20 protein-coding genes and 2 pseudogenes are annotated in these 19,432 nt (G+C 71.4%); 13 read left to right on the top strand and 9 right to left on the bottom strand.

Annotated features, from left to right (window positions below; genetic code table 11):
- Positions 1-3 precede the first annotated feature (3 nt).
- Positions 4-771, top strand: coding sequence for a nucleotidyltransferase domain-containing protein (locus ACWGDB_RS38530; RefSeq protein WP_453826722.1), 768 nt, complete (start codon positions 4-6; stop codon positions 769-771).
- Here ACWGDB_RS38530 and ACWGDB_RS38525 read toward each other — a convergent pair.
- The 3 genes and pseudogenes from ACWGDB_RS38525 to ACWGDB_RS38515 form a co-directional block, all read right to left on the bottom strand.
- The gene (locus ACWGDB_RS38525; RefSeq protein ID WP_453826721.1) at positions 697-1,440 is read right to left on the bottom strand and encodes a nucleotidyltransferase domain-containing protein; all 744 of its coding nucleotides are present in this window, start codon (positions 1,438-1,440) and stop codon (positions 697-699) included. The two genes, ACWGDB_RS38530 and ACWGDB_RS38525, sit on opposite strands and share 75 nt — an antisense overlap.
- A 22-nt stretch (positions 1,441-1,462) precedes the next feature.
- Positions 1,463-1,900 (bottom strand): Rieske (2Fe-2S) protein, encoded by a 438-nt coding sequence (locus tag ACWGDB_RS38520; RefSeq protein WP_453826743.1) that lies wholly within the window; start codon positions 1,898-1,900, stop codon positions 1,463-1,465.
- 75 nt (positions 1,901-1,975) lie between these two features.
- Positions 1,976-2,023 (bottom strand): annotated as a pseudogene (locus ACWGDB_RS38515) (hypothetical protein); the annotation flags it as partial.
- 107 nt (positions 2,024-2,130) lie between these two features.
- On the opposite strand from ACWGDB_RS38515, the gene aroH reads away from it, so the two are divergent.
- From aroH to der, 5 genes are all read left to right on the top strand, one after another.
- Positions 2,131-2,499 (top strand): chorismate mutase, encoded by a 369-nt coding sequence (gene aroH / locus ACWGDB_RS38510; RefSeq protein WP_453826720.1) that lies wholly within the window; start codon positions 2,131-2,133, stop codon positions 2,497-2,499.
- Positions 2,496-3,581, top strand: coding sequence for a prephenate dehydrogenase (locus tag ACWGDB_RS38505; RefSeq protein ID WP_453826719.1), 1,086 nt, complete (start codon positions 2,496-2,498; stop codon positions 3,579-3,581). Before aroH ends, ACWGDB_RS38505 begins: the two co-directional genes overlap by 4 nt.
- 144 nt (positions 3,582-3,725) lie before the next feature.
- Positions 3,726-4,412, top strand: a complete 687-nt coding sequence (cmk, locus tag ACWGDB_RS38500) for a (d)CMP kinase (RefSeq protein WP_453826718.1) — start codon at positions 3,726-3,728, stop codon at positions 4,410-4,412.
- The gene (locus ACWGDB_RS38495) at positions 4,370-5,053 is read left to right on the top strand and encodes a lysophospholipid acyltransferase family protein (RefSeq protein WP_453826717.1); all 684 of its coding nucleotides are present in this window, start codon (positions 4,370-4,372) and stop codon (positions 5,051-5,053) included. Before cmk ends, ACWGDB_RS38495 begins: the two co-directional genes overlap by 43 nt.
- A gap of 80 nt (positions 5,054-5,133) precedes the next feature.
- Positions 5,134-6,612, top strand: coding sequence for a ribosome biogenesis GTPase Der (der, locus tag ACWGDB_RS38490; protein ID WP_453826716.1), 1,479 nt, complete (start codon positions 5,134-5,136; stop codon positions 6,610-6,612).
- Positions 6,613-6,678: 66 nt separating this feature from the next.
- Here der and ACWGDB_RS38485 read toward each other — a convergent pair whose 3' ends face one another.
- Together ACWGDB_RS38485 and ACWGDB_RS38480 are read right to left on the bottom strand one after the other, a co-directional pair.
- Complete coding sequence (locus tag ACWGDB_RS38485) at positions 6,679-7,032, bottom strand: hypothetical protein (protein ID WP_328882608.1); 354 nt, start codon at positions 7,030-7,032, stop codon at positions 6,679-6,681.
- A 112-nt stretch (positions 7,033-7,144) separates the two neighbouring features.
- Positions 7,145-7,927 carry a hypothetical protein gene (locus tag ACWGDB_RS38480; protein ID WP_453826715.1) on the bottom strand — a complete coding sequence of 261 codons (783 nt, stop codon included), beginning with the start codon at positions 7,925-7,927 and terminating at the stop codon, positions 7,145-7,147.
- A 531-nt stretch (positions 7,928-8,458) separates the two neighbouring features.
- On the opposite strand from ACWGDB_RS38480, the gene ACWGDB_RS38475 reads away from it, so the two are divergent.
- Both ACWGDB_RS38475 and ACWGDB_RS38470 read left to right on the top strand, forming a co-directional pair.
- Complete coding sequence (locus ACWGDB_RS38475) at positions 8,459-9,124, top strand: LysM peptidoglycan-binding domain-containing protein (RefSeq protein WP_453826714.1); 666 nt, start codon at positions 8,459-8,461, stop codon at positions 9,122-9,124.
- A gap of 116 nt (positions 9,125-9,240) precedes the next feature.
- On the top strand, positions 9,241-9,786 hold the full coding sequence (locus ACWGDB_RS38470; protein WP_453826713.1) for a transglycosylase family protein: 546 nt from the start codon (positions 9,241-9,243) through the stop codon (positions 9,784-9,786).
- Here ACWGDB_RS38470 and ACWGDB_RS38465 read toward each other — a convergent pair.
- From ACWGDB_RS38465 to ACWGDB_RS38455, 3 genes are read right to left on the bottom strand one after another with little or no spacing between them, the layout of a single operon-like run.
- Positions 9,719-10,396 carry an ABC transporter ATP-binding protein gene (locus ACWGDB_RS38465; protein WP_453826712.1) on the bottom strand — a complete coding sequence of 226 codons (678 nt, stop codon included), beginning with the start codon at positions 10,394-10,396 and terminating at the stop codon, positions 9,719-9,721. The genes ACWGDB_RS38470 and ACWGDB_RS38465 overlap by 68 nt on opposite strands.
- A complete protein-coding gene (locus ACWGDB_RS38460) occupies positions 10,393-13,119 on the bottom strand; it encodes an ABC transporter permease subunit (RefSeq protein ID WP_453826711.1) in 2,727 nt (908 codons plus the stop codon). The genes ACWGDB_RS38465 and ACWGDB_RS38460 overlap by 4 nt, the downstream gene beginning before the upstream one ends.
- An 11-nt stretch (positions 13,120-13,130) precedes the next feature.
- Positions 13,131-13,607, bottom strand: a complete 477-nt coding sequence (locus tag ACWGDB_RS38455) for a hypothetical protein (protein ID WP_453826710.1) — start codon at positions 13,605-13,607, stop codon at positions 13,131-13,133.
- 156 nt (positions 13,608-13,763) lie between these two features.
- Between ACWGDB_RS38455 and ACWGDB_RS38450 the strand changes: the two genes are divergently transcribed.
- The 4 genes from ACWGDB_RS38450 (at position 13,764) to ACWGDB_RS38435 (ending at position 17,139) form a co-directional block, all read left to right on the top strand.
- Positions 13,764-14,348: a hypothetical protein gene (locus ACWGDB_RS38450; RefSeq protein ID WP_453826709.1), complete on the top strand. Its 585-nt coding sequence runs from the start codon at positions 13,764-13,766 to the stop codon at positions 14,346-14,348.
- Positions 14,323-15,618, top strand: coding sequence for an ABC transporter substrate-binding protein (locus tag ACWGDB_RS38445; RefSeq protein WP_453826708.1), 1,296 nt, complete (start codon positions 14,323-14,325; stop codon positions 15,616-15,618). The genes ACWGDB_RS38450 and ACWGDB_RS38445 overlap by 26 nt, the downstream gene beginning before the upstream one ends.
- A 69-nt stretch (positions 15,619-15,687) precedes the next feature.
- Complete coding sequence (locus ACWGDB_RS38440; protein WP_369270105.1) at positions 15,688-16,080, top strand: hypothetical protein; 393 nt, start codon at positions 15,688-15,690, stop codon at positions 16,078-16,080.
- Between the two features lie 18 nt (positions 16,081-16,098).
- Positions 16,099-17,139: a helix-turn-helix transcriptional regulator gene (locus ACWGDB_RS38435; RefSeq protein ID WP_453826707.1), complete on the top strand. Its 1,041-nt coding sequence runs from the start codon at positions 16,099-16,101 to the stop codon at positions 17,137-17,139.
- Here ACWGDB_RS38435 and ctaD read toward each other — a convergent pair.
- A pseudogene (gene ctaD / locus ACWGDB_RS38430) lies at positions 17,138-18,676 on the bottom strand (aa3-type cytochrome oxidase subunit I); the annotation flags it as partial. The gene ACWGDB_RS38435 and the pseudogene ctaD sit on opposite strands and share 2 nt — an antisense overlap.
- A gap of 505 nt (positions 18,677-19,181) precedes the next feature.
- Here ctaD and ACWGDB_RS38425 point away from each other — a divergent pair.
- Positions 19,182-19,397: an I78 family peptidase inhibitor gene (locus ACWGDB_RS38425; protein WP_453826706.1), complete on the top strand. Its 216-nt coding sequence runs from the start codon at positions 19,182-19,184 to the stop codon at positions 19,395-19,397.
- Positions 19,398-19,432 lie beyond the last annotated feature (35 nt).

Here is a 19,432-nt window from a genome sequence, read left to right as displayed (position 1 = left end):
CGGATGATCGACGCCCTGGACATCGACCTCACGCCCGTCGTCGCCGAGCAGCCCGACCCGGTGCTGTTCGCGACCGTCTCCGGCGCGCATCTGTACGGCTTTCCGTCGCGCGACTCGGACGTGGACCTGCGGGGCGTGCACCTGCTGCCGGCCGCCGACCTCGTCGGGCTGCGGGAGCCGGACGAGACGCGGTCACGGATGTGGGTCCGCGACGGCGTCGAGATGGACCTGGTCACGCACGACCTGCGCAAGTTCGTACGGCTGATGCTGCGCCGCAACGGCTATGTGCTGGAGCAGTTGCTCTCGCCGCTCGTCGTGCACACCACGGACGCGCACCGGGAGCTGGCCGAGCTGGCGCCCGGCGTCCTCACCAGCCACCACGCCCATCACTACCGGGGTTTCGCCGGGACGCAGTGGCGGCTCTTCGAGAAGACCGGCGAACTCAAGCCGCTGCTCTACACCTTCCGGGTGCTGCTCACCGGCATCCATCTCATGCGCAGCGGTGAAGTGCAGCCGCATCTGCCCACGCTGGTCGGGGAGGTTGCCTCGGACGGGGAGGCCGACGCGCCCGGCTATCTGCCGGAGCTGATCGCGGCCAAGGCGGAGCGGGAGTACGGGCCCGCCGACGTCGAGCACGCGCGTGTGGCGGCCGACGTCGAGCGGCTGCACGGTGTGCTGGACGAGGCGCAGGCGGCCTCAGCGCTGCCCGACGCCCCGAGCGCCTTCGACGCCCTGCACGCCCTCGTCGTACGGACCCGGCTGGAGAGCTGAGGCGCGGCGGACGCGGATCAGGAAGTCCTCGACCCGGCGGTGGTCCGGCTCGGCCGGGAGCGGGCTGTGGGGGACGGCCTCCTCCGCCTCCCTCGCCAGGCGGGTCATCCGGGACTCGACCTCCGGCCAGGGGACCTCGCCGCGCTTGACCTCCAGCAGTGCCTCGCGCCCGTCACCCACGTCGATCGTCAGGTGGCCGCTGCGCAGCAGGTCGCGGGCGCTCGTCAGGAGGCGCAGGAGGTGCATCGCGTGCTTCCAGCGCGGGGCGCCGTGGGAGCGGACGTCCGCCTCCAGCTTCTTGCGCTGGCCCAGTGCGTAGCGCGTGAACGTCTCGAAGGCCTGGCGGGACAGGAACGCCTCGCGCAGGGTGAGCAGCTCGCGGCCCGTGTCGTCGACATGCTCCACGAGCGGGGAGTGCAGGCACTCCAGGATGTTCGGGTTGGCGCGCAGGGCGAGCTCGCAGAAGCGCTCGAGTTCCCAGCTGAACTGCTCCTCCCGCGGGCCGTCGATGTGCGTCGGCGGCTTGTCGAAGCGCCAGAAGAGCGGCGTGGGGGCGAGGAACACACCCCGGCGGTCGGTGTCGCTGCCGTCCGTCGCCAGACCGAAGGCGCGCGAGCCCATCACACAGGCGTAGATCGTGTGGTCGCGGACCAGGGTCTCGGGGTGCATGGCCCGGAGCGTACGCGGCGGATCATACCAGCCGGATCGAATTTCCCTCCACGACGATGTTCTTCGCGGGCAGCGGCTTCGTGGCCGGCGGGTTGGCCACCGCGCCGTCCGTGATGTTGAACTTGCTGCCGTGGCACGGGCAGTTGATCGTCCCGTCCGAAACGCTGCCGACCAGGCACTGCTGGTGGGTGCAGATGGCGGAGAAGGCCTTGAACTCGCCCTGCTCGGGCTGGGTTACCACGACCTTCTCCTCCTTGAAGATCGTGCCGCCGCCCACCGGGATGTCGGACGTGTCGGCCAGCTCTTCGCCGTCCTGGCCGTCCTGGCCGGGGGAGACGGTGGTCGAGGTCGGCGACGTGTCGCCGTCGCCGTCGGAATCACCGCAGCCGGCGACGAGCGCCGTCGCACCCGTCACGCCGGTCGCGATGAGGATCGTGCGCCGCGTCGGACGGTAGGTCATGTCGTCACTCCGAAAGTGCGGAAGAACCAGGGGGCGGAAGCGCTCCAAGCGGATCAACAGCATCTTTGCACTTAAAGCAGCAAAGAAGAAGCAAGCCGGTACTGAGTGCTGTAAAACGTGCATCTCGGATGCCGGTGTCTCAGCGGGCGGGCGACATGCCTGGGCCGCACCCGGGCTGACTAGGCTGGACAGCCGAAGAGTCGATCCGTACGTCAGCAAGGAGCAGCGTCGTGGCGGTACGAGCGGTCCGGGGGGCCGTCCAACTGGAGCGGGACGAGGCCGGCCACATGGACGAGCAGGTCGGGGCCCTGCTCACCGCGATCCTGGAGCGGAACGACCTCACCGCGGACGATCTGATCAGCATCTGGTTCACGGCCACGCCCGACCTGCACAGCGACTTCCCGGCAGCCGCCGCCCGCAAGCTCGGCAACGGCTTCGCCGACGTACCGCTGATCTGCGCCCAGGAACTGGACATCGAGGGCGCCATGCCCCGGGTCGTACGGGTCCTCGCGCACATCGAGTCCGACATGCCCCGCGCCGACATCGCGCACGTCTACCTCGGTGCCGCGGCCGCCCTGCGCAAGGACATCGCCCAGTGAGAACCGCACTCGTCATCGGCACCGGCCTCATCGGCACGTCCGCCGCCCTCGCGCTGGCGGGTCGGGGCGTCGTCGTCCACCTCGCCGACCACGACCCCGAGCAGGCCCGCACGGCGGCCGCGCTCGGCGCCGGCACGGACGAGGTGCCCGACGGCCCCGTCGACCTCGCGATCATCGCCGCCCCGCCCGCGCACGTGGCCGGCGTGCTCGCCGACGCCATGCGCCGGGACGTGGCCCGCGGCTACCTCGACGTGGCCAGCGTCAAGGGCGGGCCACGCCGTGAGCTGGAGGCGCTCGGGCTCGACCTGTCGTCGTACATCGGTACGCATCCCATGTCGGGGCGTGAGAAGTCCGGCCCCCTGGCGGCAAGCGCCGACCTCTTCGAGGGCCGCCCCTGGGTGCTGACGCCGACCCGCGACACCGACACCGAGGTGCTGAACCTCGCCCTGGAGCTGGTCTCGCACTGCCGGGCCGTGCCCGTGGTGATGGACGCCGACGCCCACGACCGTGCGGTGGCCCTCGTGTCCCACATGCCGCACCTGATGTCCAGCATGGTCGCCGCACGTCTGGAGAACGCCGAGGAGACGGCCGTCCGGCTGTGCGGTCAGGGCATCCGTGATGTGACGCGGATCGCGGCCTCCGATCCCGGGATGTGGATCGACATCCTCTCCGCGAACCCCGGGCCCGTCGCCGACCTGCTCACCGATGTCGCGACCGACCTGGAGGAGACGGTGCGGGCGCTGCGGGCGCTGCAGTCCTCCGACGAGGACAAGCGGCTGGAGGGCACGTCCGGCATCCAGGGCGTGCTGCGGCGGGGGAACGCGGGGCAGGTACGCGTCCCCGGCAAGCACGGGGCGGCTCCTCGGATCTACGAGGTCGTCGCCGTGCTGATCGACGACCAGCCGGGACAGCTGGCGCGGATCTTCGCCGACGCGGGGCTGGCCGGGGTCAACATCGAGGACGTACGGATCGAGCACGCGACCGGGCAGCAGGCGGGTCTGGTCCAGCTGATGGTGGAGCCGAAGGCGGCGCCGGTGTTGTCGGCGGCGCTGCGGGAGCGGGGCTGGGCGATCCGTCAGTAGGGGCCCGACCCCCACCGCCCTGGCCCCGTGGCAGCCCCGTCGGCTCACGGGCGGCCGGACGAGTGACGCGCACCCAGTAACCTTGTGCGGGGCGCCCTCGCGTCCCCACACTCCCGTCACACCGCATCTGGAAGGTGTCCTCCCGTGGAAAACGGTGCCGCCAAGCCCGTGATTGTCGCCATCGACGGCCCCTCCGGCACGGGCAAGTCGAGCACGTCGAAGGCCGTTGCCGCGCAGCTCGGGCTGAGCTACCTCGACACCGGCGCCCAGTACCGGGCGATCACCTGGTGGATGGTGGCCAACGGGATCGACATCGAGGACCCGACTGCGATCGCCGCCGTGGCCGGCAAGCCGGAGATCGTCTCCGGCACCGAGCCGGGCAACCCGACGATCACCGTCGACGGCACCGACGTGTCCGGCCCGATCCGCACCCAGGAGGTCACCTCCCAGGTCAGCGCGGTCAGCGCGGTGCCCGACGTGCGGGCCCGGATCACCGAGCTGCAGCGCTCCCTGGCGACCTCCGCGGAGGTCGGCATCGTCGTCGAGGGCCGTGACATCGGTACGACCGTGCTGCCCGACGCCGACCTGAAGATCTTCCTCACCGCCTCCCCGGAGGCCCGCGCGGCCCGCCGCAGCGGTGAGCTGAAGGGCGCCGACGTGCACACGACCCGTGAGGCGCTGCTGAAGCGGGACGCGGCCGACTCCAGCCGCAAGGCCTCGCCGCTCGCCAAGGCGGACGACGCGGTCGAGGTGGACACCACCGAGCTCACGCTGCAGCAGGTCATCGAGTGCGTCGTGACGCTCGTCGAGGAGAAGCGAGCCGGAAAGTGATCCCACCTTCCGAGAGAGGTGCCGACGTCGGGCGGCGCATCGGCGTCGGCCTGATGTACGGACTGTGGCGGCCCCGGGTCCTGGGTGCCTGGAAGGTGCCCCCGACCGGGCCGGTGATCTTCGCGGTCAACCACAGCCACAACATCGACGGGCCGATGGTGATGGGCGTGTCGCCCCGGCCCGTGCACTTCCTGATCAAGAAGGAAGCCTTCATCGGCCCGCTCGACCCCTTCCTGACCGGCATCGGCCAGCTGAAGGTGGACCGCCACTCCGCCGACCGCACGGCGATAACGCAGGCCCTCGACGTGCTGTCCAACGGCGGCGTCCTCGGCATCTTCCCCGAGGGCACCCGCGGTGAGGGCGACTTCGCCTCGCTGCGTGCCGGGCTCGCCTACTTCGCCGTGCGCGCCGGGGCGCCCGTCGTCCCGGTCGCGGTGCTGGGAAGTTCCGAGAAGCGGGGACGGTTGATGAAGGGGCTGCCGCCGCTGCGCCACCGCGTCGACGTCGTGTACGGCGACCCCTTCGAGGCGGGCGACGGCAGCGGACGGCGTACCCGCAAGGCGCTCGACGAGGCGACCGAACGCATCCAGAAGCAGCTCACCGCGCACCTGGAAAACGCAAGGCGACTGACCGGTCGCTAGGCGACACTGAGTAGTGGATCAGCAGGGCGACAGCCGCGCGGTCCACCGATCACCACGATGAACGACGAGGTACGGACTTCATGAACGACCACATCCACTCCGAGGGCTCGCCCGACGGGCACGACCACGGAGAGCTTGGCGACGCCGAGTACGCGGAGTTCATGGAGCTCGCCGCGGAAGAGGGCTTCGACCTCGAGGACGTCGAGGGTGCCATCGAGGCGGCCGGTCACGGACCGCTGCCCGTCCTCGCCGTCGTCGGCCGGCCGAATGTCGGCAAGTCGACTCTCGTGAACCGCATCATCGGTCGCCGCGAGGCCGTCGTCGAGGACAAGCCCGGCGTCACCCGCGACCGGGTGACCTACGAGGCCGAGTGGGCCGGCCGCCGCTTCAAGGTCGTCGACACCGGCGGCTGGGAGCAGGACGTCCTCGGCATCGACGCCTCCGTGGCCGCCCAGGCCGAGTACGCGATCGAGGCCGCCGACGCCGTCGTCTTCGTCGTCGACGCCAAGGTGGGCGCCACCGACACCGACGAGGCCGTCGTACGACTGCTGCGCAAGGCCGGCAAGCCCGTGGTGCTGTGCGCCAACAAGGTGGACGGCCCCAGCGGCGAGGCCGACGCGACCTACCTGTGGTCCCTGGGCCTCGGCGAGCCGCACCCGGTCTCCGCGCTGCACGGCCGTGGAACCGGCGACATGCTGGACTCCGTTCTGGAGGCCCTGCCGGACGCGCCCGAGCAGACCTTCGGCGGCGCCGGGATCGGCGGCCCCCGCCGGATCGCGCTCATCGGCCGCCCGAACGTCGGCAAGTCCTCCCTGCTGAACAAGGTGGCGGGCGAGGAGCGCGTCGTCGTCAACGAGCTGGCCGGCACCACCCGTGACCCGGTCGACGAGCTCATCGAACTGGGCGGCGTGACCTGGAAGTTCGTCGACACGGCGGGCATCCGCAAGCGGGTCCACCTCCAGCAGGGCGCCGACTACTACGCCTCGCTGCGCACCGCGGCCGCCGTCGAGAAAGCCGAGGTGGCGGTCATCCTGATCGACGCCTCCGAGTCCATCTCGGTCCAGGACCAGCGCATCGTGACGATGGCCGTCGAGGCGGGCCGCGCGATGGTCATCGCCTACAACAAGTGGGACACCCTCGACGAGGAGCGCCGCTACTACCTGGAGCGGGAGATCGAGACCGAGTTCGGCCAGGTCGCCTGGGCGCCCCGGGTGAACGTCTCGGCGTCCACCGGCCGCCACATGGAGAAGCTGGTCCCGGCGATCGAGACGGCCCTCGCGGGCTGGGAGACCCGGGTCCCGACCGGGCGGCTCAACGCCTTCCTCGGCGAGCTGGTCGCCGCCCACCCCCACCCGATCCGCGGCGGCAAGCAGCCCCGCATCCTGTTCGGCACCCAGGCCGGCGTCAAGCCCCCGCGGTTCGTGCTCTTCGCCTCGGGCTTCATCGAGGCGGGCTACCGCCGCTTCATCGAACGCCGGCTGCGTGAGGAGTTCGGCTTCGACGGCACGCCGATCCACATCTCGGTGCGGGTGCGCGAGAAGCGCGGCAAGAAGAAGTAGCGGCAAGAGGTATTTGCGCACACGTCGAAGGGGCGGCCCTCATCGGACCGCCCCTTCGACGTGTGCTCAGCCCCTGCGTGCCGGCGGCAGCGCGGCCGGCACGTGGTGCATCCCCGCGCCCTGCGGGCCGATGTGCCCGACGCGCTGCCACTGCGGCTGCTGGCCGTTGCTGCCGTGCCGGGCGCTGTGGGCCCCCGCGCTGTAGGCACTGTACGAACTGCTGAACGACCCCGGGCGGTGGCCCCCGTACGAGCCCGTGCCGCGCTGCATGTTCCCGAACGCGACGAACCCCATGTCCTCCTCCCCGCTGCGATCACCCGGCAGCGAGCGGAAGGACTTGACGTACTCGGCATAGAGCGCGTCGTAGATCGGCGTGGGCGATGAGCCGCCCTGGAGGCGGGGAACGTCGTATGCATGCACGTATGTCCAAACGACCCCGCGCTCGAAGAGATGCGGCCGTGGTGAAGGGTCGCCTGCTCACCGGAGGCGCGGGCGACGCACTACACGCACAGCCCCCTGGCGGCGGGCTCCCTCAGGTCCCCGCCAGCGGCAGCGCGGCCCCGACCAGCTTTCCGTTGGCCGCCGCCTTGTCCAGCGCCCCCCGGAGCAGGTCCTCCCGAGGCTGGCGGCCGATGGAACCCACCGGCGCCGCGAACATCAGCACCTGCTGATGCTTGTTCGCGGCGGCCCGCCACCCGTCGGTCACCTGAAGAGGCTGATGCGCCTGCCACCACGCGACCGGCTGACCTCCGGTCGGCCCCGGCTGCAGAACCGCGTGCAGCTGCCCCATGGCCAGCAGTACGGACCACCCGTGCAGCACCGGCGGCACGTCGGCCAGCTCCGTCAGCGGCATGAACCCCTGCTCGATGAGCAGCGGCAGGAAGTCGTCCCCGGCACCGAACGACCCGGGCCGCACGATGGGGCCGGTCGGCTCGACCACCAGGGCGGGGTGCAACTCCCCGGCGATCAGCACCAGTCCGCTGGTGACCCCGAGCACGGCCTGCTCCGGCACGATCGACTCCGGCTCCAGGTCGACCCGGTCGCCGGTGATGGACTTCACGGCACCCTGCAACTGCTCCTCGGTGACCTGGACGATCTGGGAGGGCAGGCAGGTGGCGTGGGCGAAGGCGAGGACGGCGGTCTCGTCCCCGATGAACAGGACGGTGCTGGTGCGCTCCTGTTCGGAGTCGCCCGGGGTGCGGCAGGAGGTGCAGTCGTAACTGCCCGGGGCGTTCTCTCCGGCGAGCAGCCGGTCGGCCTCTTCGTCGCCGATCTCGGCACGTACCTCGTCGCTGACGTCGAGCATGCGCGGCACGGGTGGCTCCCTCGGGATGTGGTGCGGCCGGGTGGCTCCCGGCCCGTGAACCGGGCGGGTCCCGGGCTCATGAAGAAGACAACGGACGATCTGTGGCGGGAGTCACGCACCGGGGCGAACGGAATCGAACCATCCATCGCGCACCGTCACCCCGGGTGCGGAATCGCGCACTCACGGTCAACTGGAGGGAAACGCAAGGAAGTTGGTTGCGTGGGGTGCGTCACAGATCATCGGGGAGGTTGGTCGACAAATCCGGAAATCAGCGAATGAAGTGGGTGGCTGAAATTCGCCGATACCGGGGGTAACTGCGAACTGGCCTGGAGCGACGAGGAGTTGGTTGATGCCGACTGCCCGCTGTCCATAGATTCCTCGGCCGTGTGCAACGAGCACCGCTCGGGTACGTCCGCCGACCGCACCAACCTGCTTGCAGCACCATCCTCGGGCGGACGGGGCGAGCGCGACTCACACGCCCGGTGGCGTGGGAGTGGCCTACCGCCTCGAGGGACCCCGGGTCCTTGGAGAGGGAACTACATGTCCGAATGTGCCGATACCACTCACGACAACGCTCGTAAGGCGCCGAAGGCTCCGCACGGGAGCCGGACTCGTACGACGGCGGTCCTCGCCGGGGCGGCACTGCTCGCCCCGCTCGGACTGCTGGCCGCGACCGGCAACGCCGCAGCGGCGGACAGTGGAGTGTGGGACCGCATCGCCCAGTGCGAGAGCGGCGGCAACTGGCACATCAACACCGGCAACGGCTACTACGGCGGACTGCAGTTCGCCGCCTCCACCTGGCGCGCGTACGGCGGTACGGCCTACGCGGCCACGGCGGACCGGGCGAGCAAGGACCAGCAGATCGCGGTGGCCACCAAGGTCCAGCGCGCACAGGGGTGGGGCGCGTGGCCCACCTGTTCGGCCCGCGCCGGTGCGACCGGTAGCGCACCCGCGGCTTCCGCCGCCGGCTCGGGCGCCCCCGCCGCCAAGGCGGCCCCGTCGACTCCGGCGCAGACGTCGGAGCGTTCGTCGGGACACACGAACCGCAACTCGTCCCGCGGTGACTACACCGTCCGTCAGGGCGACACGCTCAGCGGCATCGCCGCCCGGCACGGGACCACGTGGCGGCAGCTCCACGAGGCCAACAAGTCCGTGATCGGCGCCGATCCCAACCTCATCGTGCCCGGGCAGCGCCTCGAACTCTGAGCGGCGCTCCCTGCCCACGCTTCGGTGCCCCGCCCGGTCCGCCGACCGGGTGGGGCACCGGCGTTCGTCGGACGCGCCGCGCGGGATGGCCGCAATCGGCTGCCTAGCGTGCTCATATGAAATGCACACCGCTCGCGATCGTCCTGGCCGCCACGCTGTTCACAGCCGTCGCCCCGGGACCGACGCACGCAGCACAGGCAACACACGCAACGCGGCACATCCATACGGCGCCGCCCCGGCCGGCCCCCGGACCGCCCCCCAAACCCGCGGCGCTCGCCTGCGCCAAGGACCAGTGGCCCTGGGGCTGTGTCGCCAAGTGCGAGAGCGGCGGGAATTGGCACATCAACACCGGCAACGGCCACTACGGGGGGCTTCAGTTCTCGCAGAGCACCTGGGAGGGCTTCGGCGGGTCGAAGTACGCCCCGCGCGCGGATCTCGCCAGCCGCAAGGAGCAGATCGCCATCGCCCGGAAGGTGGTGGCGACCCAGGGGTGGGGAGCCTGGCCGCACTGCTCGAGACGGTACGGGCTCAAGGGCCGTATGGAGTTGCGGCGGCCCAGCGTCACGGACCGGCTGACCTCGAAGACATCGCAGCTCATCCGGAAGGGGTCGACCCGGTTCGGAGCGCTGCACGGCGCTCCCATTCGCCCGACTCGCCGCTGAACACGACCGCACCGCGACGCAGTTCGTAGACGAGTGCCGCCCGGCCGTGCAGTCCGGGCGGCACCCGTTGCTCCGCGACGACCACACAGGCGTCGAGTTCGCTCAGGAGCTCGTACGTACGGGCGGCGACCGTGGGCGACATGCCCTGCACGGGTTCGTCAACGAGCACGACACGCGCGCGTGCCAGCAGGGCGCGGGACAGGGCCAGCATGCGCTGCTCGCCGCCCGAGAGGGTGCCTGCGCGGCGGGCGAGGAGCGATTCGAGCCGGGGGTAGGCGTCGAGGGCGATGTCGTACGCCCGGGCCGCGAGTTCGAGGTTCTCGCGCACGGTGAGGGAGCCGAACACCGCCCGCCGCTCGGGGACCAGGCACAGTCCGCGGCGGGCCCGCTCGTACGCGGGCATCCGGGTCACGTCGGCGCCGTCCCACACGACCGCGCCGCCGGACAGCGGCACGGTTCCGGCCAGGGCGCGCAGCGCAGTCGTACGGCCGGATCCGTTCCGGCCCAGCAGGACGGTGAGACCGGGGCCGGGGGCGGCGAGGGTGATGCCGTGGAGGGCCTCCAGAGGGCCGTAGCGCACCCGCGCGTGGCGCAGGGAGATCGTCGTCATGCGGGTGCCTCCTGGGAGCCCGCCGCGTCGAGCACGCGGTCGGGAGGGCCGGAGGCGACGATGCGGCCCGCCGCCATGACGTGCACGGTGTCGGCGAGGTCGGCGACCAGGTCGAGGTCGTGCTCGACGACGAGCAGGGCGGTGCCGTCGGCGGCGAGTGCCTTCAGGACGCGGGCCAGTGCGGTGACCTCGGCGGTGTCGAGGCCGGCGGCGGGTTCGTCGAGGAGCAGTACGCGCGGGCCGCCCGCGAGGGCCCTGGCCAGTTCCACGCGTCTCAGGGTGCCGGTGGGGAGGTCCGCGGCCGGCAGGGCCCTTACGGGGCCGTCGAGTCCCAGGAGCCGGAGGGCCCGCTCCACGGCCGAGGGGTCTCGTAGCCGTCCCTGCTCTGCGCCCACGCGGACGTTCTCGGCCACGGTAAGGGAGGGGAAGACCGCCAGTTGCTGGAAGGTGCGGGCGATGCCGAGGCGGGTGCGGGCGTGGGCGGAAAGGCGGGTGATGTCGCGGGTGCCGAGCAGTACTTGGCCGTGGGTCGGGCGGTGGGTGCCGGCCAGGCAGTGGAACAGGGTGCTTTTTCCCGCTCCGTTGGGGCCGACGACGGCGGTGACCCGGCCCGGGTGGACGGTGAGGGTGATGTCGTCGAGGGCGGTGAAGTTGTCGTAGCGGGCCTGGAGGTGGTGCGTGACGAGTGCCGGTGCGTGGGTGGGCACCCGTCCTTCGGCCGCGTTCGGTTGCCCACCCGAACCGCCCGAGCGGCTTTCGCCGTCGGGTGCGGATGGCCCTTGCGGAGGCTGCGCGCCGGCGGCCTCCTGGCCTGCGACGCCCGATGCGGTCAAGCCCGTCAGGGTCGGCCGGGGCGCAGCTCCTGGCACCGCCGGCCGCAGTCGTCGCCGTACCTCCACCCCCACCGCCGTCAGCCTCGCCCCGCGCCGCAGGCGCAGTCTCCCCGCCGCCGTCCGCAGCGCTTCGTACGGTCCGCCGGGGAAACGGCCCACCAGAACCGCGAGGACGCCGATCAGGGCCGCCGCCACACCGCCCCGGGCACCCGCGTCGAGGCCGACCAGGAGGGCCGCGGCGGCCAGGGCGCCGAGGGTGCTGTCGGCGCCCAGGACCACCACCGCGGCGAACCAGAGGAGGCCGCGGACGGGGTCGTAGGCGGCCGGGTCGAAGGCGCGCAGACCCATGCCGAGCATCCCGCCGCCCAGGGCTGCCAGGGCGGCGCCGGAGACGAAGGCCAAGAGCTTGAGGGAGGGCACCTGGACGCCGGCCGCCGACGCCCCGGACTCGTGGTCCCGCATCGCCGCCAGGGCCCGGCCCGTGCGGCCCCGGCGCAGCAGCCAGGTCGTCAGCAGCGCGGCCGCGAGGAGGGTCAGTTCCAGGACGTAGTAGGCGCGGTCGCCCTCGAAGCCCGCCGGGCGGCCGAGGGACAGACCCGAGATCGCGTACGGCTGGGCGAAGACGAAGCGGCTCACGCCGACGCCGACCGCGAACGTCGCCAGCGCGAGGGCCAGGCCCCGGCGGCTGATCGCCGGCCAGCCGGTGAGGAGGCCGAGGGGGGCCACCAGGACGACCGCCAGCGCGAGGGCCGCGAGCTCCGGCAGCCGGGGGAGGCCCGGGAAACGGCCCGCCGCCAGCAGGGCCGTGAACAGGGCGCCGAGGCCCGCGTACGCCGCCTGGCCGAGGGAGATCTGGCCGCCGCGCCCCGTGACGACGACCAGGGAGAGCAGCACCACGCCGAGCGCCGGCACCTGCACCGACGTATGCAGGTCCGAGCCCGCGAAGCCCAGGGGGAGCAGGAAGAGGACCATCGCCACGATCCAGGCGCCCGGAGGGGTCGGCACGCGCGCGGTGGCCGAGCGGGGGAGAGCGTCGCGGGTGCCGACGCGGGGGAGGGCCAGGGCCGCGATCAGCAGGGCGACGACGAAGAGGTTCGTGCTGACGGCCTGCAGGAGCGGCGCGCCCCAGCCCGTCGGGTGCAGCCGTGTCAGCTGGCTCTGCGCCACCCCGATGGCCAGCGCCGTCAGCACGGCGACCGGCAGGCTGCGCATCCGCGCGGCCACCGCGACCGCGACCACCTCCATGACCAGCAGCGGCAGGCCGTACGGGTCCAGGCGCACGTACGGGGCCAGCAGCACGCCCGTCAGACCCGCCGTGAACGAGCCGAACGCCCAGCCCGCCGACGCCACCCGGTCCGCGTCGACACCGCCGAGGACCGCCAGCCGGCGGTCGTCGACCACGGCACGCAGCTCCCGGCCGAAGCGCGTCCAGCGGATCACCGCACCGACCCCGGCCGCCAGCAGCAGCACCACCGCCAACTGGCCCCACGGTTCCGCCGACATCAGCTCCGGAGCGTCGTCCCGCGCCCCCTGGCCCCACAGCAGCACCGCGCCGCCCACCAGCAGCACGAAGACGCCGATGGACGCGACCAGGGTCTGCGCCGGGTCGCTGCCCAGGACCGCCAGCGGCCGGAAGACGAACCGTTCCAGCGCCATCCCGATACCGGGCGCGAGCACCAGCAGGGTCACCGCCGCGCCCGCCCACAGCGGCCAGCCCCACTCCACCACGCACTGCCGCAGCGCATACGCGCACACCATCGCGATCGCCCCGTGCGCGAAGTTCAGCACGCCGGTCGCCCGGTACGTCACGACCAGGCCGATCCCGCTGAGCGCGGCGGCGCTGCCGACCGCCAGACCGGCCAGCGTGAGGTCGTACGTCAGGGAGGACACCGGGGCGGACCTCAGTCGTCCGCTTCGGCGGGCTCACAGATCGGGCACGGCCCCAGCTCGCCGCTGCGCACCAGCTTCGCGTCGACCGGTACGGCCTCCGCCTTCCCGGCGACCAGAGGGCAGTCCGCGCGGTGCCAGAGGGTGCCGCCCGGCACCATCAGCAGGTCCCCGCTGACCGCTGCCGGCGCCGCGGCCGCCTGCCCGGACTCATCGGCGTCGGCCGGCTCCACGGTCACCAGAAGGCCGTACAGCTCCTCCACGCGCGCGGCGGCGAGCGCGCCCCGGCCGTGGGTCAGCAGCAGCGACCCGGCGATGATCAGAGCGGCGCCGGGGACCGTGCACGACGCGAGATACGGCAGCTGCCGCTCGGCGAAGCGCTCGCCGGAGACGCCGTACCAGCCGATGACGCACAGCACCGCGCCGGCCGCGAGCGCGGCCCAGCCGGCCCACAGGACGGGGTGCACGGTCCGCAGTCGGGCTGTCCGCATCGCTGGCTCCCACGCGTCGGGTTCGGGGACACGCACATCGGGTTTCGGCGCATGTGCCTGTCCATGTCAGCCAATGGCTTGCACTATGCCTCCTGCAAGCTGACCCTGAAAGCACCGGGCGCGCACAGCCCGGATCGACACCCGGCGGTGAGCCAGATGGTTCTCGGGAGCGACCTCAGGCGGAGCAACGCGCACAGGCGGCACGGCCCACGGGCGACGGGGCGGGGGACGGCGACGGCCGCGGCCCTGCTCCTCTTCCTCGCCCCGGCCCTGGCCGCCTGCAGCGACGACGAGGGAGGCGGCGGCAACGAGACCCCGCCGACACCCACCGTCGAGCAGACCGAGCCGGGCGAACAGCAGTCGCCGGCCGCGACCGCGCCCGCCGACGCGGGGGCGGCCGAGACGGAGATCAAGCAGAACTGGCAGAAGTTCTTCGACCCGGCGACGTCCATGGAGGAAAAGCAGGCGGTCCTGGAAAACGGCGACCGGATGGGGCCGGTCCTGCAGGCGTTCAGCGGTGACGAGCGCGGCGGGCAGGTCGAGGCGAAGGTCTCCAAGGTCGAGTTCACCTCGCCGACCGGCGCGAACGTGACGTACGACCTGACGCTGAAGGGCGCGACCGCCCTGCCCAACGCCTCCGGCACCGCCGTCGAACAGGACGGCACCTGGAAGGTGTCCGCGAAGACACTGTGCGCGCTGGTCCAGTTGAGCGGCAATGGGTCGCCGATCCCGGGGTGCTGAGGCGGCGATCGCCGTGGTGGTGCTGGCTCTGAGTACGGCGTGCGGCAGCCGGCTGCCGGAGAGCGACTTCGAGCACCGCGACCGGGGCGGCCCCACCACACCCGCGGGCGACCGCGCGCCGATCCGGGTCGGCATCGTCACGAGCGCCACCAGCCCGGTCGGCGGCAGCGCCTTCACCGGCCCGCGCGACGGCGCCAAGGCGTACTTCGACCGTCTCAACGCGCGCGGCGGCGTCGACGGCCGTCGCGTCGAGGTGCGCGAGTGCGACGACGGCGGCAGCGGCGTCGGCAACAACGAGTGCATGCACAAGCTCATCGACGAGGAGAAGGTCGTCGCCCTGGTCGCCACCACCGCCCTGGACTACGCGGGCGCCTCCCGCGTGTCACGCGCACGCGTGCCCGACATCGGCGGCCAGCCCATCGGAACCGCCTACGACACCTATCCGCACCTGTACGGCATCTACGGCAGCCTCGCGCCCCGCGACGGCACCACCGGCTGGGACGGCAAGCAGTATGGCGGTACCGAGGTCTACCGCTACTTCAAGCGTGAGCACGGCGCCCGTACGGCCGCCGTCGTCTCGTACAACCAGTCCGCGTCCGCCGCCTACGCCCGGCTCATCGAGCGGGGACTGAAGGCCGAGGGCTACAAGGTCGTCACCGAGCAGGTCGACTTCGCGCTGCCCAACTTCCGCGCGGTGGCCGCCGATCTGAAGGAACAGGGCGCCGACCTCGTCTTCGACGCCATCGACAGCCACGGCAACGCCCAGCTGTGCAAGGCGATGGACGACGTCGGTGCCGAGGTCACCGCCAAGGTCACGAACGTCCAGAACTGGACGTCCACCGTGGCCGATGACTACAAGGACGCTCCGCGGTGCCGCAACGCCCTGTGGGCCACCGGATCGTCCCGCAACCACGAGGACACCGGCCGGGAAGCCGTAAGGGAGTTCAGGGACGCCACCAAGGGGCTCAAGACGCACTCCCAGTGGCAGCTGGAGGGCTGGGCGGCGGCCATGTGGTTCACGGACGCGGCGAAGTCGTGCGCCCGCCCGGGTGTCACGCGTGCGTGCGTCGACGACTTCATGAACCGCAGCCAGGGATACACCGCCGACGGCCTGCTTATCCCGGTTCGTTTCGAGCGGCCCCCCGAGCCGCCGAAGACCCGCCGGACGTGTCTGTCCGTGGCCCGCTGGGAGGACGGCCGGGGCTGGGTCTCCCAAGGAGACATGAACAACACGTGCTTCGACGTCCCGCAGCTGTCGTACCAGCCGTGACGGGCAACCAAAAGGCGGTGTCGCCGGTCCAACCGACAGAGCCGAGAGCCGAGGGAGGAACCGCAGCGCATGACGCCCGTGTCGCAGGCAGTACCCCTGCGCGCCGACTGCATCGCGGATTCGGCGGGCGGGCTGACCTTTGACGTCACCGCGGTCGTGGCCACCGAGGCGGCCCACCTCGTGCTGCGCCACCGCGAGGGCGACGAGGAGGTCACCCTGCCCCTGACCCCGGCCACGACGGGCCGGCTGCGCGCGGCGCTCCCCAGCAGCGTGGCCCTTCCGGAGGGCCACTGGGACGCCTACGCCAGCGTGACGGAGGAGGAGTCGGACCACCGACTGGCGCCGGGTGACATGGACGTGCACCCCTCCGCCTCCCGGGTCCCGTACGAAACCCGGCAAGGCAACCTGAGCGTCGAATCCCGGGTGCCGGCAACGCTGTTAGGGGCACTCCCGAGCCCCTGAACGAGGCAAGATCGGATCATGTTGGAGACCTCGGCAAGACTCCTGCGGCTGCTCTCGCTGCTCCAGGCCCATCGCGAGTGGTCCGGCGCCGACCTGGCCGACCGTCTCGGCGTGACCGCGCGCACGATCCGCCGGGACGTCGACCGGCTGCGTGAGCTGGGCTACCCGGTCAACGCCAGCCCCGGCACCGGCGGCGGCTACCAGCTCGGCGCCGGTGCCGAGCTGCCGCCCCTGCTGCTGGACGACGACGAGGCGGTCGCCGTGGCCGTAGGGCTGCGCACGGCCGCGGGCCAGGGCATCGAGGGCATCGGCGAGACCTCGGTGCGGGCCCTCGCCAAGCTGGAGCAGGTCCTGCCGAACCGGCTGCGCCGCCGCGTGGGTGCCCTGAACGCCTTCACCGTGCCCATGCTGCGGGGCCCTCAGCCCTCCGCCGTCGACCCGGCCGTGCTGACCGAGCTGGCCAACCTCTGCCGGGACGCCGAACGCCTGCGCTTCGAGTACCGCGATCACGACGGCGCCCCCACCCGCCGTACCGTCGAGCCGCACCGCCTGGTGTGCAGCGAACGGCGCTGGTACCTGGTCGCCTGGGACCTCGACCGCGAGGACTGGCGTACGTTCCGCGTCGACCGCGTCACCCCCAGGCCGCCGCACGGCCCGCACTTCACCCCGCGCACCCCGCCCGCCGAGGACCTCGCCGCGTACGTCTCCCAGGGCGTCTCCACGCGTGCGTACGCCTCGCACGCCGTCGTCCGGCTGCTGGTGCCCCTGGAGGAGGCCGCCGCGAGCATCTCGCCCACCACGGGGCAGCTGGAGGCGGACGGTCCCGACAGCTGCCTGCTGCGCACCGGCGCCGGGAGCCTCGACGTGATGGTGATCCACGTGATGCTGCTGGGCTTCGAGTTCGAGGTGCTGGAGCCGGACGGGCTGGTCGAGGCGATCAGGACCGCTCACGGTCGGCTTGCTCGCTCTTTGGCTCGGGCTGCGGAGCCTCCAACGCGTGCGCCGGGTGGTGCAGGTCGAACGCCGGGGACTCGGAGCGGATCTTCGGCAGCGCGTTGAAGTTGTGGCGCGGGGGCGGGCAGGAGGTGGCCCACTCCAGGGAGCGGCCGTAGCCCCAGGGGTCGTCGACCTCGACCTTCTTGCCGTACTTCGTGGTCTTCCAGACGTTGTAGAGGAACGGCAGCGTCGACATGCCGAGCAGGAACGCGCCGATGGTCGAGACCGTGTTCAGCACGGTGAAGCCGTCGGCGGCGAGATAGTCGGCGTAGCGGCGCGGCATGCCCTCGGCGCCCAGCCAGTGCTGCACCAGGAACGTGGTGTGGAAGCCGACGAACAGCGTCCAGAAGTGGATCTTGCCCAGCCGTTCGTCGAGCATCTTGCCGGTGAACTTGGGCCACCAGAAGTGGAACCCGGCGAAGATCGCGAAGACGACGGTGCCGAAGACGACGTAGTGGAAGTGGGCCACGACGAAGTACGAGTCGGAGACGTGGAAGTCCATCGGCGGCGACGCCAGGATCACCCCGGTCAGCCCGCCGAACAGGAACGTCACCAGGAAGCCCACCGACCACAGCATCGGCGTCTCGAAGGACAGCGAGCCCTTGATCATGGTCCCGCTCCAGTTGAAGAACTTCACCCCCGTCGGCACCGCGATCAGGAAGCTCATGAACGAGAAGAACGGCAGCAGCACCGCGCCGGTGACGAACATGTGGTGCGCCCACACCACGATCGACAGACCGGTGATCGCCATCGTCGCCCCGACCAGCGTCAGATAGCCGAACAGCGGCTTGCGCGAGAAGACCGGGATGATCTCGCTGATGATGCCGAAGAACGGCAGCGCGATGATGTAGACCTCGGGATGCCCGAAGAACCAGAACAGGTGCTGCCACAGCAGCGCCCCGCCGTTGGCCGCCTCGAACACCACCGAGCCGAACCGCCGGTCCGCCTCCAGCACCAGCAGCGCGGCCGCGAGCACCGGGAACGCCATCAGGATCAGGATCGACGTGAACAGCGTGTTCCACACGAAGATCGGCATCCGGAACATCGTCATGCCAGGGGCGCGCATCCCGATGATCGTGGTGATGAAGTTGACCGCACCGAGGATCGTGCCGAAGCCCGCCAGCGCGAGGCCCATGATCCACAGGTCGGGCCCGATGCCGGGGGAGCGCTCCAGGCTGTTGAGCGGCGCGTAGGCGAACCAGCCGAAGGAGGCGGGCCCGTCCGGCACGATCAGCGAGCCCATCACGATCAGACCGCCGAACAGGAACAGCCAGTACGAGAACATGTTCAGCCGTGGGAACGCCACGTCCGGGGCGCCGATCTGCAGCGGCATCAGCTCGTTGGCGAAGCCCGCGAAGGTCGGGGTCGCGAAGAGCAGCAGCATGATCGTGCCGTGCATCGTGAACAGCTGGTTGAACTGCTCGTTGCTCAGGATCTGCATCCCCGGCCGGGCCAGTTCGGCCCGCATCAGCAGGGCCATGACACCACCGGCCAGGAAGAACCCGAACGACGTGATCAGGTAGAGGTGCCCGATCTTCTTGTGGTCCGTGGTGGTCAGCCAGTCGACGACCACCCGGCCGCCCGGCTGCTTGCTCCGCATGGGCCGTGCCGTCGCCTCTGCGGTGTGCGTCCCCATCGCTCGCTCGCCCCTTCGCTCGTCGCGCCCCGGGCCCGCCGAAGCCCGCGCCGGACGCGCCGACGCGAGCTCACGCCATGATGCTCGCGTCGGCTGCGCTCCGACAGAGGGCGTAAGGGGGTTCTGTGGCGGAACCATGTACTTCCTGTGCGGCACCGGCTCTCGCGGCCACCGCATCCGCCGCGGCAGCAGCTAATCCCGCCGCGGCGGGAAATGGAGTCCGCGGCAGTTCCCCGGGAACTTTTCCTCCGGCCTATTGGCCATGGCTTCGCGACACGCAGGAATTACGATCGAATGCCTGCGGAAGGACTACGGAACCGCTCATCCGTGTGACGCGGAGTGTCCGAAACGCGTGTCGTGGTTCTGTGACAAAAGCGTGACCCGAGAGGTACGTGTGACCTGGATGGCAGCTACAAAGGCCATCGGTCCGCTCTGGCCTGATCCCGCGCGAAGGCCCTAGCGTGGCGGCATGGCACCCATTCCGAAACCCCCTGCCGAACCACAGGACAGCCCGGACACATATGTCGGCCTCGACGCCGACCGGGCCGAGCGACTGGCCCGTGACCGAGGGTGGTCGAGGGTGCGTTCGCTGCCGCCGGGGGCGATCATCACCATGGAATACATGAGCGGTCGCCTGAACTTCGAGGTGAAGGACGGCCAGGTGGCGCGGGCCTGGAAGGGCTGACGCACGGCGACGGCCCCGGTTCCTATGTCAGGAAC

It is taken from the genome of Streptomyces sp. NPDC055013 (assembly GCF_053608645.1).
This window is presented reverse-complemented; position numbering and strand designations above follow the sequence as displayed.

Coding starts and splice junctions, on each gene's coding strand:
- ACWGDB_RS38435 (WP_453826707.1), top strand. CDS start 16,099: ATGTTGGAGACCTCGGCAAGACTCCTGCGGCTGCTCTCGCTGCTCCAG.
- ACWGDB_RS38465 (WP_453826712.1), bottom strand. CDS start 10,396: ATGACGACGATCTCCCTGCGCCACGCGCGGGTGCGCTACGGCCCTCTG.
- ACWGDB_RS38525 (WP_453826721.1), bottom strand. CDS start 1,440: ATGCACCCCGAGACCCTGGTCCGCGACCACACGATCTACGCCTGTGTG.
- ACWGDB_RS38520 (WP_453826743.1), bottom strand. CDS start 1,900: ATGACCTACCGTCCGACGCGGCGCACGATCCTCATCGCGACCGGCGTG.
- der (WP_453826716.1), top strand. CDS start 5,134: ATGAACGACCACATCCACTCCGAGGGCTCGCCCGACGGGCACGACCAC.
- ACWGDB_RS38425 (WP_453826706.1), top strand. CDS start 19,182: ATGGCACCCATTCCGAAACCCCCTGCCGAACCACAGGACAGCCCGGAC.
- ACWGDB_RS38455 (WP_453826710.1), bottom strand. CDS start 13,607: ATGCGGACAGCCCGACTGCGGACCGTGCACCCCGTCCTGTGGGCCGGC.
- ACWGDB_RS38470 (WP_453826713.1), top strand. CDS start 9,241: ATGAAATGCACACCGCTCGCGATCGTCCTGGCCGCCACGCTGTTCACA.
- ACWGDB_RS38475 (WP_453826714.1), top strand. CDS start 8,459: ATGTCCGAATGTGCCGATACCACTCACGACAACGCTCGTAAGGCGCCG.
- ACWGDB_RS38445 (WP_453826708.1), top strand. CDS start 14,323: ATGGGTCGCCGATCCCGGGGTGCTGAGGCGGCGATCGCCGTGGTGGTG.
- ACWGDB_RS38440 (WP_369270105.1), top strand. CDS start 15,688: ATGACGCCCGTGTCGCAGGCAGTACCCCTGCGCGCCGACTGCATCGCG.
- ACWGDB_RS38450 (WP_453826709.1), top strand. CDS start 13,764: ATGGTTCTCGGGAGCGACCTCAGGCGGAGCAACGCGCACAGGCGGCAC.
- ACWGDB_RS38530 (WP_453826722.1), top strand. CDS start 4: ATGATCGACGCCCTGGACATCGACCTCACGCCCGTCGTCGCCGAGCAG.